This is a genomic window from Pseudomonas sp. BW7P1 (genome assembly GCF_024981055.1).
GTDB lineage: Bacteria > Pseudomonadota > Gammaproteobacteria > Pseudomonadales > Pseudomonadaceae > Aquipseudomonas > Aquipseudomonas bananamidigenes.
The window spans coordinates 4,406,203-4,420,319 of sequence record NZ_CP103374.1 but is presented as its reverse complement, the minus strand read 5'-3'; the positions used below and the strand labels follow the sequence as shown (position 1 = coordinate 4,420,319).

Below are 14,117 nucleotides of genomic sequence, written 5' to 3'. Positions count from 1 at the left end.
CGGCCTAGATTTTTGTACATCCCATCCAAATTCGGATATTCGCAATGAAAACTGGTAAAGAACTCAAACCTGGTACCGTGCTGCGTATCGACAACGATCCTTGGCTGGTTCAGAAAACTGAATTCACCAAGTCAGGTCGCAACAGCGCGATCATGAAGACCAAGCTGAAGAACCTGCTGACCGGTTACAAGACTGAAACCGTTTACTTTGCAGACGACAAACTGGACGACGTGATCCTCGACCGCAAGGAAGTGACCCTGTCCTTCATCAGCGGTGACGCCTACACGTTCATGGACACCACCGACTACACCATGTACGAACTGAACGCCGAGGACATCGAAGCCGTTCTGCCGTACATCGAAGAAGGCATGCAGGACGTTTGCGCCCTGACCATGTACGAAGAGAAAGTGGTATCGGTAGAACTGCCGACCACCATCAGCCGTCAGGTTGTCTACACCGAAAACGCTGCTCGCGGCGATACCTCCGGTAAAGTCATGAAGCCTGCCAAGCTGGCGAACGGTACTGAAGTCCAGGTTGCCGACTTCATCGAAATCGACGAATGGATCGATATCGACACCCGCGACGGTTCTTTCAAGAGCCGCAGCAAGAAGTAATTCTTCTGCCGAGTCGCACAAAAAAGCCCGACCATTGAGTCGGGCTTTTTTGTACCTGATGAAAATTAGTTCTTCAGGTGTTGCTTCAGTTCTTCCGAAGCCTGCAGCATCGCCGAACGCACCGCCGGCACCTGGCTGACCACGTTGAGCAAACCGTAGTCGTGGATCATGCCGTTGTAGCGTACCGAGGTAACCGGCACGCCGGCTTCGTCGAGTTTACGGGCGTAGGCTTCGCCTTCGTCACGCAGTACGTCGGCCCCCGCAGTCTGTACCAGTGCAGGCGGCAGACCTTTCAACTGCGCGGTGGTGGCCCGCAGCGGCGAGGCGTAGATCTCGTTACGCTGGTTGGCGTCGGTGGTGTAGTTGTCCCAGAACCACTTCATCATGTTGCGGGTGAGGAAGTGCCCCTCGGCATACTGGTTATACGAACCCGTATCGAAATTGGCATCGGTTACCGGCCACAGCAGCACCTGGAATTTGATCGCCGGGGTGCCTTTGTCTTTGGCCATCAGGGCGACGACTGCCGCCATGTTGCCGCCAACACTGTTGCCCGCCACCGCCAGACGTTTGCCGTCGACGTTGATTTCTTTGCCGTGTTCGGCCACCCACTTGGTCGCCGCGTAAGCCTGGTTGATCGCCACCGGGTAATGCGCTTCCGGCGAAGGGGTGTAGTTGACGAACACCGCCGCCGCCCCCGAACCGACCACCAGATCCCGCACCAGACGTTCGTGGGTCGGGAAATCCCCGAGCACCCAGCCACCGCCGTGGAAGAACATGAACACCGGCAGCTCGCCCTTGACTCCGGCCGGCCGGACGATGGTCAGGCTCAACGGTTGGCCATCGACCTGGATGGTCTTCTCGCTGACGTCCGCCTTGGGCAACGTCAGTTTGACCCCGGACTGTGCGCCGGTCAGAACGGCTCGGGCATCCTTGGGGGTCAGCTGTTCCATCGGTTTGCCGGTGCCGGCATTCAGCACATCGAGGAACGCCTGGGTGTTGTGTTCAACCTCCCCGGCAAATGCGCTGTGGATGGACAGAGCGAGAAGGGTACCGGTCAAGACTTTGCTGAAAGTGTTCATGTTCATTTCCTGTACGGGCCTGAGTGTCAGTGATTACACGGTGACGTGCAGACGCACATCGACGTTGCCGCGAGTGGCGTTGGAATACGGGCAGACCTGGTGCGCAGCGTCGACCAGGCTCTGTGCGTCGGCCTGTTCAAGACCTGGCAGGCTGATGTGCAGGTCGATGTCCAGACCGAAACCGCCAGGAATCTGACCGATGCCGACGTGAGCGGTAATCGACGCGTCGTCCGGGATCTTGCGTTTGGTCTGGCTGGCAACGAATTTCAGGGCGCCGATGAAACAGGCCGAATAACCGGCGGCGAACAGTTGCTCGGGATTGGTGGCCGCGCCACCGGCACCGCCGAGTTCTTTCGGGGTGGCGAGTTTCACGTCGAGTACGTTGTCGCTGGAGATCGCACGACCGTCACGGCCGCCAGTGGAGGTTGCGATTGCGGTGTAGAGAGTTTGCATGGAGTGATCCTCGTCGATTGTGTGATTTGTTGCGCTAATTGTTTGCGCGCTAACCAGGTGCGAAGTAAATGTACTTCGCTAATATTTAGTGCGCAAGATAATTTTTTAAGAAGCATGGAAACGAGACGTGGATAAGCTCGAGATGAAATCTCAACCTCTTGATATGAAAGGTTTTTTTGATAGAAGAACGAGAGAAAATAATTTTCGGGGGAGGGGTAAGGCAGAGAAAAATGCGATTTCCCTGCAGGTGCGAGGCTGCTCCTGCAAGGAAGGGGACGCTTAAATCAGGCTGTCCTGCAGATGACCACGCAAGGCCTGCAACTCGGCTTGCAGGTTTTGCAGACGCTCCACGGTGAATCCGCTGGCTCCCAGAATGCAGGGCGGAACACTTCGGGCCTTGTCCTTCAAGGCGCGTCCCTGTGCGGTCAGCTCGACGATCACCACCCGTTCATCCTCGCGACTGCGGGTCCGGCTCAGCAAGCCTTCACCTTCCAGACGCTTGAGCAGGGGTGTCAGGGAACCTGGATCCGTCAGCAGGCGCGTGCTGATTTCTCCGACGGTCAGACCATCCTTCTCCCACAGCACCATCATTGCCAGATATTGCGGATAAGTCAGCCCAAGCGCTTGCAGCAGTGGCTTGTAGACCTTGGTCATCATGAGCGAGGTGGAATGCAGGGCGAAGCAGGCCTGATTGTCGAGCAGCAGTTCTTCGCAGTGATCGGTGGTGTTGCGATCGGTGGTCATGTCGGTGCCTTGAACGATAATGCAGTTGAATCTAGCGCTCGAATCTTTAATGCGCCAGACAATTGTGGCGGTGACGGCTCGATCATTGGCGGCCCAGCTCCCGTTGCAGCGCCAGATCCCACGGCGGCACGGGGCTGAAGCGGGTCTTGAGGTACTCCAGCAGCAGGCGGCTGCGGGAACTGGCCTGCTGTTCCAGGCGCAGCGCATAGATGCCGCTGCTCTCCGGTTTCGGCAGGCCGTTTTCGCAGAACAGCGGCAGCAACTCGCCACGCAACAGGTATTCACTGGCCAGCCAGGTCGGCAGATGCGCGATCCCGAGTCCCGCGAGCGCACCGCAGACCAGCGCCTCGGCGTTATTGGCACTCATGCGGATCCGCGCCGGACGGTGCAGCTGCATCTGACCGTCCCGTTCGAACCGCCAGGCGAAGGGTGGAGCGAGGCCGTCCCAATCGAGGCCGTCATGTTCGCCCAACTGAGCGGGCTCGCCCGGCACGCCGCGACGCTTGAGATAGTCTGGACTGGCACAGGCGATGCGCACTATGCTCGCCAACGGGGTGGCGACCAGCCGGGTATCAGCCATTTGCCCGGCACGCAGCACCAGATCGACCTTGCCCAGGTTTGAGCCGCCCATGTCGACGAAGCTGTCGATCAGATGCAACTGCACATCGAGGCCCGGATACAGGACCAGAAAATCGGCAATCACCGGCGCAAGATGCCGCCGCCCGAACGCTGCCGGAGCATCTACTCGAATCAGACCTTCCGGCGCGCTGCTCAGGGACACCGCTTCAGCGCGGGCCAATTGCAGCTCGGCAACGATTCGCCGCGCCCGTTCGGCAAATGCCAGACCGGCCGGTGTCGCTCGCACTGCATGGGTGCTGCGGATAAACAACTGGCTGCCGACAACGCTTTCCAGACTATCGATGCGCCGGGCGACAGCGGAAGGCGTCAGCGGGTGCCGGCGTGAAGCGGCAGAAAAGCTGCCGCTCTCAAGCACGTCGAGAAACAATCCGAGCTGTTCGGTCAATTGATTGGGGTTCATGAATCAATCCAGTGCTTATGCGGATTTCGCACAGCCATTGTGCGTTGCTGTGCGTTTCCGTGCCAGCGCCGACTGCGTAGGATGAACCGCCTGACGTATGAGGAGTCCGGCTGTGATCGAATTTTTGCTGTACCTGTTGTTCGGCGCTGCCCTTGGCACCCTGGGCGGGATATTCGGCATTGGCGGTGGTCTGATCGCCATTCCGCTACTGGGCGTGTGGTTCGGTCTCGATCAACAGATTGCCCAAGGCACGGCGCTGGTGATGGTCGTGCCTAACGTGATGCTGGCGCTGTGGCGTTATCACCAGCGAAACCGCATCGAACTCCGACATGCTTTGCCGCTGGCGGTCATGGGGTTCTGTTTTGCGTGGATCGGCTCGATCTGGGCCGTGGGTATCGACGCGCAAACCATGCGCATCGGTTTTGTCGCGTTCCTCGTGGCGTTGTCCGCCTACAATCTGGTGCGCATGTTCGGCACGCGCCCTTCAGCGAGTTCCGAAATGCGTTATTCATGGCCGTGGCTGGGTGTACTGGGCGCGGCGTCGGGCGCCATGGGCGGCTTGTTCGGTGTCGGCGGGGCGGTGGTGGCGACGCCAGTGCTGACCAGTCTGTTCGGCACCACTCAGGTGGTTGCTCAGGGACTGTCGCTGGCGCTGGCATTGCCGAGCACCGGTGTGACGCTGGTCACGTACGCGGTGCATCACGAAGTGAACTGGATGATCGGGCTGCCGTTGGCCATCGGTGGTCTGGCCAGCATCAGTTGGGGCGTGAAGGTCGCCCACGCAATGCCGGAAAAGCTCCTGCGTGGACTGTTCTGCGGGTTCCTGGTGCTCTGTGCGGTGATGCTCGCCTTTAAAGTTTGAAACCTTCGACGATGTGCTCGGCCAGGCATTCGGTGATCGGCGACGGGTTGTTCAGGTTGCGGATCAGCATGATGCTGGCCTCGGGCAACAGCGGCAGATCCTCGGCCGCGCCGAGAATGCGCATGTCCGGCGTGATCAGGCTTTCCAGTTGCGCGGTGATCGCAAGGCCCGCGCTCACCACCGCCATCAACGCCGACAGGCTGGTGCTGTTGTAGGCGATGCGGTATTCGCGACCCATGGCATCCAGCGCATTGCAGGCCCACAGACGACAGAAGCAATCGCTGTTGAACATCGCCAGCGGCAACGGGGTTTGTTCGTGGGCGCTGAAATTCTGCGCCTCGGCCCACACGAAACGTTCCTTGCGCAGCAACTGGCCGATTTCGTTGCCCGGCTCGCGAGTGACGATCGACAGGTCCAGGTCGGTGCGTTGCAGCAATTGGCGGGTGGATTCGCAATGCACTTCGATCTGGATCAGCGGATAGAACTGGGCGAAGCGCGAGAGGATTCCCGGCAGAAACCGCATCACGTAATCGTCCGGCGTGCCGATGCGCACGGTGCCGACCATATGCGGTTCGCGCAGGGTATTGAACACTTCGCTGTGCAGTTTCAGGATGCGCCGCGCGTAACCGAGCAGCACCTGGCCTTCGGCAGTAAGGCGTATCTGACGTCCGTCGCGCTCGAACAACTGGCGCTGCAACACGTCCTCCTCCAGGCGCTTCATCTGCATGCTCACTGCCGACTGTGTGCGGTTGACCATTTCACCGGCGCGGGTGAACCCGCCCTGATCGGCAATGGCGACGAAGGTACGCAGGACATCGGTATCGATACTGGGGTAGGCCGACAATTGATGAATCTCCGTGATGCATGCCATCAGAAACATTCGTTGGATTGATCGTAGCGCCGGCGCGAGACTTGAGCCATCCCAAAAAGGAGGCAACACGATGAAAGGTCAAAGAGAGTATGCAGGTGAAGAAAAATTTTCCGGTCATATCGTTTCCGATCTGTTGCACAAGTTCAGCCGCTGGTACGAACTGCATCGCGAACGTGAACTGCTCGCCAGTCTGAGCGACGAAGCGTTGAAGGACATCGGGGTCAGCCGCGCCGATGTCGAGCACGAAGCGGTGCGGCCGTTCTGGGACGATCCGATGCATAAATGATGGGGCGAACGCTACACAAATCCCTTTCAGGTGAGGTAGGTTGCGAGCAGACATGGAGGTACACATGCCCGCGACATTGTCCTTTTCCCTTAAACAGGCTCGACGTCTGGCACTGGCTGCCCAAAGGTTCAACGGGCGCCAGCCGCCGGTCGTCAAGACGACACACCTCAACCGGCTGATCGAACGCCTCGGCCTGTTGCAGATCGATTCCGTCAACGCTGTGGTGCGCTCGCACTACCTCCCGCTGTTTTCCCGTCTCGGTTCCTATTCTTCTGACTTGCTTGACCAGGCTGCCTGGAGCTCGGGTCGGCGCCGCTCTCTGTTCGAATACTGGGGGCATGAGGCGTCACTGTTACCGCTGTCGATGTATCCGTTGATGGGCTGGCGAATGCAGCGGGCCAGACGCGGCGAAGACATCTATCAGCAACTGGCGCGATTCGGTCGTGAGCAACAGGACACCATTCGCCGGGTGCTGGCGTCGGTCGAGGAGCAGGGCGCTCTGGGCGCCGGCAGCTTGTCGACCCGCAAGGAAAAAGCCGGACCGTGGTGGGATTGGAGCGCGGAAAAGCATGCACTGGAATGGTTGTTCGCCGCCGGCGAAGTCACCGTGGCCGGGCGCCGTGGTTTCGAGCGGTTGTACGATTTGCCGGAGCGGGTGATTCCGGCTTCCGTGTTGCAGCAACCGTTGCCCGATGAGGCCGAGGCGCAGCGCGGTTTACTGCTGCATGCGGCGGAGGCGTTGGGTGTGGCGACGGAAAAAGACCTGCGCGATTACTTCCGTCTGAACCCTTCCGATGCCCGTCCGCGTCTGGCTGAACTGGTCGAAGCCGGGCAGTTGCTGACCTGCGAAGTCGCAGGCTGGCGCCAGATCGCCTACTGCCTGCCCGAGCCGAAAGTCCCGCGAAAAGTTGAAGCCAGTGCGCTGTTGTCGCCGTTCGACTCACTGATCTGGGAACGCAGTCGCACCGAGCGGCTGTTCGATTTCCGTTACCGACTGGAGATCTATACGCCGCAGGACAAACGCGTTTACGGCTATTACGTGCTGCCGTTCCTGCACAACGAACGGATAGCGGCGCGGATCGATCTGCGCGCCGAGCGGGCGGCGGGGCGATTGGCGGTGCACGCGGTACACGAGGAAGAGTCGGGGCTGGACGACGCGGGGATGCTGGCGCTGGCTGCGACTCTGCGGCGGATGGCGGATTGGCTGGGGCTTGAACAGGTGCAACTCAATTGTCAGCGCGAAAGTGCGGGACGACTCCGAATGGCTATGATCCAGATCAGCTGCGATTGAACCGGCCTCATCGCTGGCAAGCCAGTTCCCACAGTGACCGGGTCGTTCACAAGTCAAATGTACGACAGCAATCCTGTGGGAACCGGGCTTGCCCGCGATGGGGGCCGGTCAAACACTGAGGGTTTCGGGCGTTAGCGTCGAACCTGCTTCAGCGTCTCGGCAATCAAGAACGCCAGCTCCAGTGACTGATCGGCGTTCATCCGCGGGTCGCAATGGGTGTGATAGCGATCCGAAAGACCATCCTCGGTAATCGGTCGTGCGCCACCGATGCATTCGGTGACGTTCTGCCCGGTCATTTCGATGTGAATGCCGCCGGCGTAGCTGCCTTCCGCTTCGTGAACCTGGAAGAACTGCTTCACCTCGCCGAGGATCTGCGCGAAGTCGCGGGTCTTGTAACCGCTGCTGGCCTTGATGGTGTTGCCGTGCATCGGGTCGGAACTCCACAGCACCTGCTTGCCTTCACGCTGCACCGCGCGGATCAGCGCCGGCAGGTGATCGCCGACCTTGTTCGCGCCCATGCGCGCGATCAGGTTCAAACGGCCCGGATCGTTGTCCGGGTTGAGCACGTCGATCAGGCGGATCAGGTCGTCGGGGTTCATGCTCGGGCCGACTTTCACCCCGATCGGGTTGTTCACCCCGCGCAGGAATTCGACGTGGGCACCGTCGAGCTGACGGGTGCGGTCGCCGATCCACAACATGTGCGCCGAGCAATCGTAATAATCGTTGGTCAGGCTGTCGCGGCGCACGAAGGCTTCTTCGTAGTTCAGCAGCAGCGCTTCGTGGGCGGTGAAGAAACTGGTCTCGCGCAATTGCGGCGAGCTGTCCATGCCGCAGGCGCGCATGAAGGCCAGGGTTTCATCGATACGGTCGGCGAGGTGGCTGTATTTCTCCGCCAGGGCCGAGTTGGCGATGAAATCGAGGTTCCACTTGTGCACCTGATGCAGATCGGCAAAACCGCCCTGGGCAAAGGCACGCAGCAGGTTGAGGGTCGCGGTGGACTGATGATAGGACTGCAGCAGGCGCTCCGGGTCCGGTACACGACTGGCTGCGTCGAAGCCAATGCCATTGACGATGTCGCCCCGGTAGGCCGGCAGGGTCACGCCATCGATGGTCTCGTCGTTGGCCGAACGCGGCTTGGCAAACTGACCGGCCATGCGCCCGACCTTGACGACCGGGCAGCCGGCGGCGAAGGTCATGACGATCGCCATTTGCAGCAACACTTTAAAGGTGTCGCGGATTTTTGCGGCAGAGAACTCGGCGAAGCTTTCCGCGCAATCGCCGCCCTGCAGCAGGAACGCCCGGCCCTGGGTGACTTCGGCAAACTGACGGCGCAGCTCGCGCGCTTCGCCGGCAAACACCAGCGGCGGATAGCTGGCCAGTGTCTGTTCGACCTGGTGCAGGTGCGCGGCGTCGGGATATTGGGGTTGTTGCTGGATCGGCAAGGCACGCCAGCTGTCAGGACTCCAGGGTTGGCTCATCACGGTCTCTAAGGTTCTTCGCACGGACGGCCATGTTAGCAGCAATTAGTGCGTGACCTGTTCCCGCCGCATCGCGGACAATCGCCGCTTTGCTACGGTGCCGTTGCGGTAATGATCTGGAGACGAAATGACTGAGGAGCGCGTCGAGCGGTTGCTCGCCGAGGTACAGGATGAGTTCGGCGTGATTCGCGTGCTCGAAGTGGCCGATTACCGCTTTCTGGAGTTCGGTGATGCCATCGAGCAAAGCTGCGTATTCACCGCCGATCCGAGCTGGCTGGAGTACGACTACACCCGGGCGATGCTGATCGGCGCGTTGTGCCATGAACAACCGGAGAGCGCGCTGTTTCTCGGGCTGGGTGCCGGCACGCTGACCCAGGCCTGTCTCAGGTTTCTGCCGCTGGAAGATGTCGAGGCCATCGAGTTGCGTCCGGACGTGCCGCGGCTGGCGATCGAATACCTCGGGCTGGACGACGATCCGCGGTTGTATATCCGTGTCGGTGATGCAATCGAACTGCTGCCGACGGCCGAACCGGCGGATCTGATCTTCGTCGACCTGTACACCGATGTCGGTCCGGGCGCCGCGCATCTTGCGTGGAATTTCCTCGGTGACTGTCAGAAACGCCTGAATCCCGGTGGCTGGCTGGTGATCAACCAGTGGGCCACCGATGACGGCAAGCCGTTGGGGGCAGCACTGTTGCGCGGGCTCTATCACCGACACTATTGGGAGCTGCCGGTGAAGGAGGGCAACGTGATTCTGATCGTACCGGCAGACCTCGAGCAGTCGCTGGACCTGCAGGCCCTCACCACCCGGGCTGAAGCGCTCGCACCGAAACTGGGTTACTCGTTGCAGTCGTTGATCAACTGCATTCGTCCGGCGACCTGATCTTCACAGGCCTTTGAAAACCCCCGGTCTGCGCTCCGCCAGCGAGCGCACACCTTCCTTGGCATCCTCGGTTGACAGCAGCTTCCTGACCAGTGGCGGCAAGCTTCGCGCCGCCGCAGTCTCGCCTTCATACCGCGCCTGACGCGCCGACATCAGTGTTGCCTGCACGCCCAATGGCGCCTGTCGGGCTATCCGTTCGGCCAGTTCGACGGCGCGCGGCAGCAAGTCCTCGCTGGCCATGACTTCCTGAACCAGGCCCAGGCGCAGCGCATCATGGGCGTCGAACTCGTCGCCTGTCAGTAGCCAGCGCATGGCGTTGCCCCAGCCGGCCACCTGCTGAAAACGCAACGTGGCTCCGCCGAACGGAAAGATGCCGCGCTGTACTTCCATCTGGGCGAAACGGGTATTGCTGGCGCACAGGTTGATGTCGGCTGCGAGCATCAGCTCGATGCCGATGGTCAGGCAATAACCCTGCGCGGCGACGATCACCGGTTTGCTGACCCGCGGTCCGACGAATACACCCCAGGGATCGCAACCGCCGGTCGGCACTTGCCAGCCTTGGGCGAGGGCGGAACTGGCGTTGACCAGATCGAGCCCGGCGGTGAAATGCTCGCCATGGCCGAACACCACCGCCACTCGCGCATCGCTGTCGGCTTCGAATTCGCCGTAGGCCAGGGCCAGCTCATTGAGCAGGTCGAGGTCGAAGGCATTGCGTTTGGCTGCTCGGTCCAGACCGATCAAATGCACGTGACCATGGCGCTCGCGGCTGACGCGGCCGGGACAGGGCTGATTCATGAGTGTTTCCTCGGACGGGAAGAATGGGTGCAGCGACCACATGCCGCACATCGGTGAATCGTTTAAGCGTCATCACCCGCAAGTCCGGGCCTTTGAAAAATAGACCTGCGCACGATTATCCGCAAAACCCCGTTACACAGCGGTGACAACTGTCCTGCGCGGATAAAAAAAGCTCCCTTTTTGGGCAAATTCCGGTATAGTGCGCGCCGGCCTTTAACCGGGCCGCGTTTAGGTAGCGCAATTCCCCGAAGTCAGCTTCGGCTGCACGTCCGCACTGCGGGCTCTTCCTTGACGATTCTTTTCCATCCATTCGTTTTCGCAAATCCCCGCCGACAAAGCTGCCAGGGCGACTCTTGAGTCTCAACACGGCATGTGCAGCTTTGGAGCATGGGTCTTTGCGGATGCACTTAGAGGCAGACCCATGACCCAGGAAATCGGCGGCTTCGCCGCTCTTGAACTTCATCCCAATATTGTCGCTGCAGTAGTCGCTACCGGCTATGAAGAGCCTTCGGCCATTCAGCAGCAGTCGATCCCGATCATCCTCGCCGGTCACGATATGATTGGCCAGGCGCAAACCGGTACCGGTAAAACCGCTGCCTTTGCCCTGCCTATCCTGCACCGCATCGATCCGTCCAAGCGCGAGCCGCAAGCTCTGATCCTGGCCCCAACTCGTGAGTTGGCGCTGCAAGTTGCAACCGCTTTCGAAACCTACGCCAAGCAAATGCCGGGCGTGACTGTTGTGGCTGTCTACGGCGGCGCGCCGATGGGCCCACAACTGAAAGCAATCCGTAATGGCGCACAGATCGTTGTCGCCACTCCGGGCCGTCTGTGCGACCACCTGCGTCGCGACGAAAAAGTCCTCGCCACCGTGAACCACCTGGTTCTCGATGAAGCGGACGAAATGCTCAAACTGGGCTTCATGGACGACCTCGAAGTCATCTTCAAGGCCATGCCGGAAACCCGTCAGACCGTACTGTTCTCGGCCACCTTGCCGCAGTCGATCCGTGCGATCGCCGAGCGTCACCTCAAGGATCCGAAGCACGTCAAGATCCAGAGCAAGACCCAGACCGTCACCGCGATCGAACAGGCTCACCTGTTGGTTCACGCCGACCAGAAGACTTCTGCCGTTCTCAGCTTGCTGGAAGTGGAAGATTTCGACGCTCTGATCATGTTCGTGCGCACCAAGCAAGCGACCCTGGATCTGGCCAGCGCCCTCGACGCCAAAGGCTACAAAGCCGCCGCGTTGAACGGCGACATCGCCCAGAACCAGCGTGAGCGCGTGATCGACTCGCTCAAGGATGGCCGTCTGGACATCGTTGTGGCGACCGACGTAGCCGCCCGTGGTCTGGACGTACCGCGCATCACTCACGTATTCAACGTGGACATGCCGTACGATCCGGAATCCTACGTGCACCGTATCGGCCGTACCGGCCGTGCCGGTCGCGAAGGTCGCGCGCTGCTGCTGGTGACGCCGCGTGAACGCCGCATGCTGCAGGTGATCGAACGTGTCACCGGTCAGAAAGTGGCCGAAGTGCGTCTGCCGGACGCCCAGGCCGTTCTCGATGCCCGCATCAAGAAGCTGACCAACAGCCTGTCGCCGCTGGTGGCTGACGCCGAATCGACTCACGGTGATCTGCTCGATCGCCTGACCGCCGATATCGGTTGCACCCCGCGTGCCTTGGCTGCCGCTCTGCTGCGCAAGGCCACCAACGGTCAGGCGCTGAACCTGGCAGCGATCGAGAAGGAGCGTCCGCTGGTGCCTGCACCGCGCGGCGACCGTCCTGATCGTGGCGAGCGTCCGGATCGCGGTGACCGCGAGCGCCGTGCGCCGATGCCGCTGGGTGAAGGCCGTGCCCGTTGCCGTACCGCGCTGGGCGCGCGTGACGGTATCGCGGCGAAAAACCTGCTGGGTGCCATCCTCAACGAAGGTGGTCTGGCACGTGAAGCGATCGGTCGCATCCAGGTGCGTGACAGCTTCAGCCTCGTCGAGCTGCCGGAAGAGGGCCTGGATAAACTCCTGGCCAAGCTGAAGGACACTCGCGTTGCCGGCAAGCAATTGAAGCTGCGTCGCTACCGCGAAGATTGATCCGCCCTTGGGCTGATTGATCGAAACAAAAAAATCCCCGACTGGTTCGGGGATTTTTTATGCCTGCGATTTCAGGTGCGAGTGCATCAGCCGAACCGGTAAATGTCCATGCCCAGCGCACCCATGGTGAATCCCTGGTGCGCAATGCTGAACTCACCGCCGGCGCCGCGAGCGAAGTACAACGGTAACAGGTGTTCATCGCTCGGATGACTGCGAACGGCGTTCGGCGCTTGCTGACGGTAATCATGCAAGGCGACTTCGTCATCGGCTGCAAGCCTGGCGATCATCCAGTCGCGGAAGTTCCGGGCCCATGGCTCGACGCTTTCCGGACCTGCGTGCCAGTCCAGTTCACGCAGGTTATGGGTAATGCTGCCGGATCCGATCAGGAGAATGCCTTGTTCGCGCAGGCCGGCCAACGCCTGGCCCACGCGGGTCTGCAACGTCGGGCCGCCACGGCTGGGCAGGGAAACTTGCACCACCGGGATATCGGCCTGCGGGTACATCAGCGACAGCGGCACCCACACGCCATGGTCAAAGGGTCGTTGCGGGTCGAGGCGCGCCGGCAGGTTGTTGGCGGTCAGCAGGTCGGCGACCTCTTGGGCCAGTTGTGGATTGCCCGGGGCGGGGTACTGCACTTCAAACAGTGCGCGAGGGAAACCGCCGAAATCATGCCAGGTTTCCGGTTGCGGATGGCTGCTGACCAACAGTTCCTGGCTTTCCCAGTGAGCGGAAACGACGACGATGGCTTTCGGGCGTGGCATTTCGGCAGCCAGGCGCGCCAGGGCCGGACCGCTGGCGCCGGGCTCCAGAGCCAGCATGGGCGAGCCGTGAGAGATGAACAGGCTGGGAAACATGAAAGGATTCCTGAGCGTTAAGATGGCTCATCTTCAGTCAGATCATTGATCTGATTCCAATATAAGTTTTAACGCTTTTTGATCGAGTTTTTGGGAGTAAGCATGCAGCCGGAGTTTTGGCACAAGAAATGGGAAACGAACCAGATCGGCTTTCATCAGCCTGAGGTGAATCCATATTTGCAGCGGCATTGGGCCGATCTGGCCATTGTGGCGCAGGCACGGGTACTGGTGCCGTTGTGCGGTAAAAGCCTGGATCTGTTGTGGCTGGCCGGTCAGGGGCATCGGGTTCTCGGTGTCGAGTTGTCCGAAAAGGCCATCGAGGATTTCTTCCGCGAGCAGGCATTACAGCCGCAAATCAGCGAGGAGGGCGGGTTCAGGATCTATCGGGCCGGAAGTATCGAGTTGTGGTGCGGGGATTTCTTTGCCTTGTCCGCGAGCGACGTGGCTGATTGCACGGCGCTGTATGACCGGGCTGCACTGATCGCCCTGCCGTCGCCGATGCGCGAGCGTTATGCGACACATTTGCTCGAAATCCTGCCGGCGGGCCTGCGTGGTTTGCTGATCACGCTGGATTACGATCAGGCACAGATGTCCGGTCCGCCATTTGCAGTGACAGATGCCGAGGTGCAGCGGCTTTTCGGTAATGATTGGGCGGTGCAGGCGCTGGAAGAACAGGACGTGTTGAACGAAAGCGGGAAGTTCCTGCAAGCGGGTGTCACGCAGTTGCAGGAGCGAGTGTATCGGCTGACTGGCCGGTAACAGGTATGAAAAAGGCCCGCATT

The 14,117-nt window shown here is 60.5% G+C and carries 14 protein-coding genes and 1 pseudogene; 7 read left to right on the top strand and 8 right to left on the bottom strand.

Translation table 11 applies throughout. The features are described 5' to 3' along the window. Window positions 1-44 precede the first annotated feature (44 nt). The gene (gene efp / locus NWV16_RS19830; RefSeq protein WP_065257100.1) at window positions 45-614 is read left to right on the top strand and encodes an elongation factor P; all 570 of its coding nucleotides are present in this window, start codon (window positions 45-47) and stop codon (window positions 612-614) included. A gap of 65 nt (window positions 615-679) precedes the next feature. On the opposite strand, the gene NWV16_RS19825 is transcribed toward efp, so the two are convergent. From NWV16_RS19825 to NWV16_RS19810, 4 genes are all read right to left on the bottom strand, one after another. Continuing rightward, on the bottom strand, window positions 680-1,693 hold the full coding sequence (locus NWV16_RS19825; protein WP_260520436.1) for an alpha/beta hydrolase: 1,014 nt from the start codon (window positions 1,691-1,693) through the stop codon (window positions 680-682). Between the two features lie 33 nt (window positions 1,694-1,726). After that, entirely contained in the window at window positions 1,727-2,146 is a 420-nt protein-coding gene (locus tag NWV16_RS19820) for an organic hydroperoxide resistance protein (protein WP_007940002.1), read from the bottom strand. Between the two features lie 279 nt (window positions 2,147-2,425). Further along, entirely contained in the window at window positions 2,426-2,890 is a 465-nt protein-coding gene (locus NWV16_RS19815) for a MarR family winged helix-turn-helix transcriptional regulator (protein WP_065257099.1), read from the bottom strand. An 82-nt stretch (window positions 2,891-2,972) separates the two neighbouring features. After that, a complete protein-coding gene (locus tag NWV16_RS19810; RefSeq protein ID WP_260520435.1) occupies window positions 2,973-3,929 on the bottom strand; it encodes a LysR family transcriptional regulator in 957 nt (318 codons plus the stop codon). Window positions 3,930-4,041: 112 nt separating this feature from the next. Here NWV16_RS19810 and NWV16_RS19805 point away from each other — a divergent pair, with 112 nt between their 5' ends. Next, complete coding sequence (locus tag NWV16_RS19805; protein ID WP_260520434.1) at window positions 4,042-4,791, top strand: sulfite exporter TauE/SafE family protein; 750 nt, start codon at window positions 4,042-4,044, stop codon at window positions 4,789-4,791. Here NWV16_RS19805 and NWV16_RS19800 read toward each other — a convergent pair. After that, on the bottom strand, window positions 4,781-5,635 hold the full coding sequence (locus tag NWV16_RS19800; protein ID WP_176704397.1) for a LysR substrate-binding domain-containing protein: 855 nt from the start codon (window positions 5,633-5,635) through the stop codon (window positions 4,781-4,783). The two genes, NWV16_RS19805 and NWV16_RS19800, sit on opposite strands and share 11 nt — an antisense overlap. A 97-nt stretch (window positions 5,636-5,732) precedes the next feature. Here NWV16_RS19800 and NWV16_RS19795 point away from each other — a divergent pair, with 97 nt between their 5' ends. Then, window positions 5,733-5,948, top strand: coding sequence for a DUF1127 domain-containing protein (locus NWV16_RS19795; protein ID WP_065257095.1), 216 nt, complete (start codon window positions 5,733-5,735; stop codon window positions 5,946-5,948). Between the two features lie 64 nt (window positions 5,949-6,012). After that, window positions 6,013-7,239, top strand: a complete 1,227-nt coding sequence (locus tag NWV16_RS19790; protein WP_260520433.1) for a winged helix-turn-helix domain-containing protein — start codon at window positions 6,013-6,015, stop codon at window positions 7,237-7,239. A gap of 131 nt (window positions 7,240-7,370) precedes the next feature. Here NWV16_RS19790 and NWV16_RS19785 read toward each other — a convergent pair whose 3' ends face one another. Then, entirely contained in the window at window positions 7,371-8,717 is a 1,347-nt protein-coding gene (locus NWV16_RS19785; RefSeq protein ID WP_260520432.1) for a class II 3-deoxy-7-phosphoheptulonate synthase, read from the bottom strand. Window positions 8,718-8,844: 127 nt separating this feature from the next. On the opposite strand from NWV16_RS19785, the gene NWV16_RS19780 reads away from it, so the two are divergent. Further along, window positions 8,845-9,600, top strand: a complete 756-nt coding sequence (locus NWV16_RS19780) for a spermidine synthase (protein ID WP_065257092.1) — start codon at window positions 8,845-8,847, stop codon at window positions 9,598-9,600. Between the two features lie 3 nt (window positions 9,601-9,603). Here the strand turns inward: NWV16_RS19780 and NWV16_RS19775 are convergent, their stop codons facing one another. After that, on the bottom strand, window positions 9,604-10,395 hold the full coding sequence (locus tag NWV16_RS19775; protein ID WP_260520431.1) for a crotonase/enoyl-CoA hydratase family protein: 792 nt from the start codon (window positions 10,393-10,395) through the stop codon (window positions 9,604-9,606). Between the two features lie 387 nt (window positions 10,396-10,782). Between NWV16_RS19775 and NWV16_RS19770 the strand changes: the two are divergent. Next, a pseudogene (locus NWV16_RS19770) lies at window positions 10,783-12,481 on the top strand (DEAD/DEAH box helicase). A gap of 86 nt (window positions 12,482-12,567) precedes the next feature. Here the strand turns inward: NWV16_RS19770 and NWV16_RS19765 are convergent. Then, the gene (locus NWV16_RS19765; protein ID WP_260520430.1) at window positions 12,568-13,335 is read right to left on the bottom strand and encodes a class III extradiol ring-cleavage dioxygenase; all 768 of its coding nucleotides are present in this window, start codon (window positions 13,333-13,335) and stop codon (window positions 12,568-12,570) included. 102 nt (window positions 13,336-13,437) lie between these two features. Between NWV16_RS19765 and NWV16_RS19760 the strand changes: the two genes are divergently transcribed. After that, a complete protein-coding gene (locus NWV16_RS19760) occupies window positions 13,438-14,094 on the top strand; it encodes a thiopurine S-methyltransferase (protein WP_260520429.1) in 657 nt (218 codons plus the stop codon). Window positions 14,095-14,117: the final 23 nt, after the last annotated feature.

What these genes read in the sequence shown, in the direction of transcription:
- NWV16_RS19810 (WP_260520435.1), bottom strand. Translation starts at nt 3,929, where the DNA reads ATGAACCCCAATCAATTGACCGAACAGCTCGGATTGTTTCTCGACGTG.
- NWV16_RS19790 (WP_260520433.1), top strand. Translation starts at nt 6,013, where the DNA reads ATGCCCGCGACATTGTCCTTTTCCCTTAAACAGGCTCGACGTCTGGCA.
- efp (WP_065257100.1), top strand. Translation starts at nt 45, where the DNA reads ATGAAAACTGGTAAAGAACTCAAACCTGGTACCGTGCTGCGTATCGAC.
- NWV16_RS19780 (WP_065257092.1), top strand. Translation starts at nt 8,845, where the DNA reads ATGACTGAGGAGCGCGTCGAGCGGTTGCTCGCCGAGGTACAGGATGAG.
- NWV16_RS19815 (WP_065257099.1), bottom strand. Translation starts at nt 2,890, where the DNA reads ATGACCACCGATCGCAACACCACCGATCACTGCGAAGAACTGCTGCTC.
- NWV16_RS19795 (WP_065257095.1), top strand. Translation starts at nt 5,733, where the DNA reads ATGAAAGGTCAAAGAGAGTATGCAGGTGAAGAAAAATTTTCCGGTCAT.
- NWV16_RS19785 (WP_260520432.1), bottom strand. Translation starts at nt 8,717, where the DNA reads ATGAGCCAACCCTGGAGTCCTGACAGCTGGCGTGCCTTGCCGATCCAG.
- NWV16_RS19820 (WP_007940002.1), bottom strand. Translation starts at nt 2,146, where the DNA reads ATGCAAACTCTCTACACCGCAATCGCAACCTCCACTGGCGGCCGTGAC.
- NWV16_RS19775 (WP_260520431.1), bottom strand. Translation starts at nt 10,395, where the DNA reads ATGAATCAGCCCTGTCCCGGCCGCGTCAGCCGCGAGCGCCATGGTCAC.
- NWV16_RS19765 (WP_260520430.1), bottom strand. Translation starts at nt 13,335, where the DNA reads ATGTTTCCCAGCCTGTTCATCTCTCACGGCTCGCCCATGCTGGCTCTG.
- NWV16_RS19760 (WP_260520429.1), top strand. Translation starts at nt 13,438, where the DNA reads ATGCAGCCGGAGTTTTGGCACAAGAAATGGGAAACGAACCAGATCGGC.
- NWV16_RS19825 (WP_260520436.1), bottom strand. Translation starts at nt 1,693, where the DNA reads ATGAACACTTTCAGCAAAGTCTTGACCGGTACCCTTCTCGCTCTGTCC.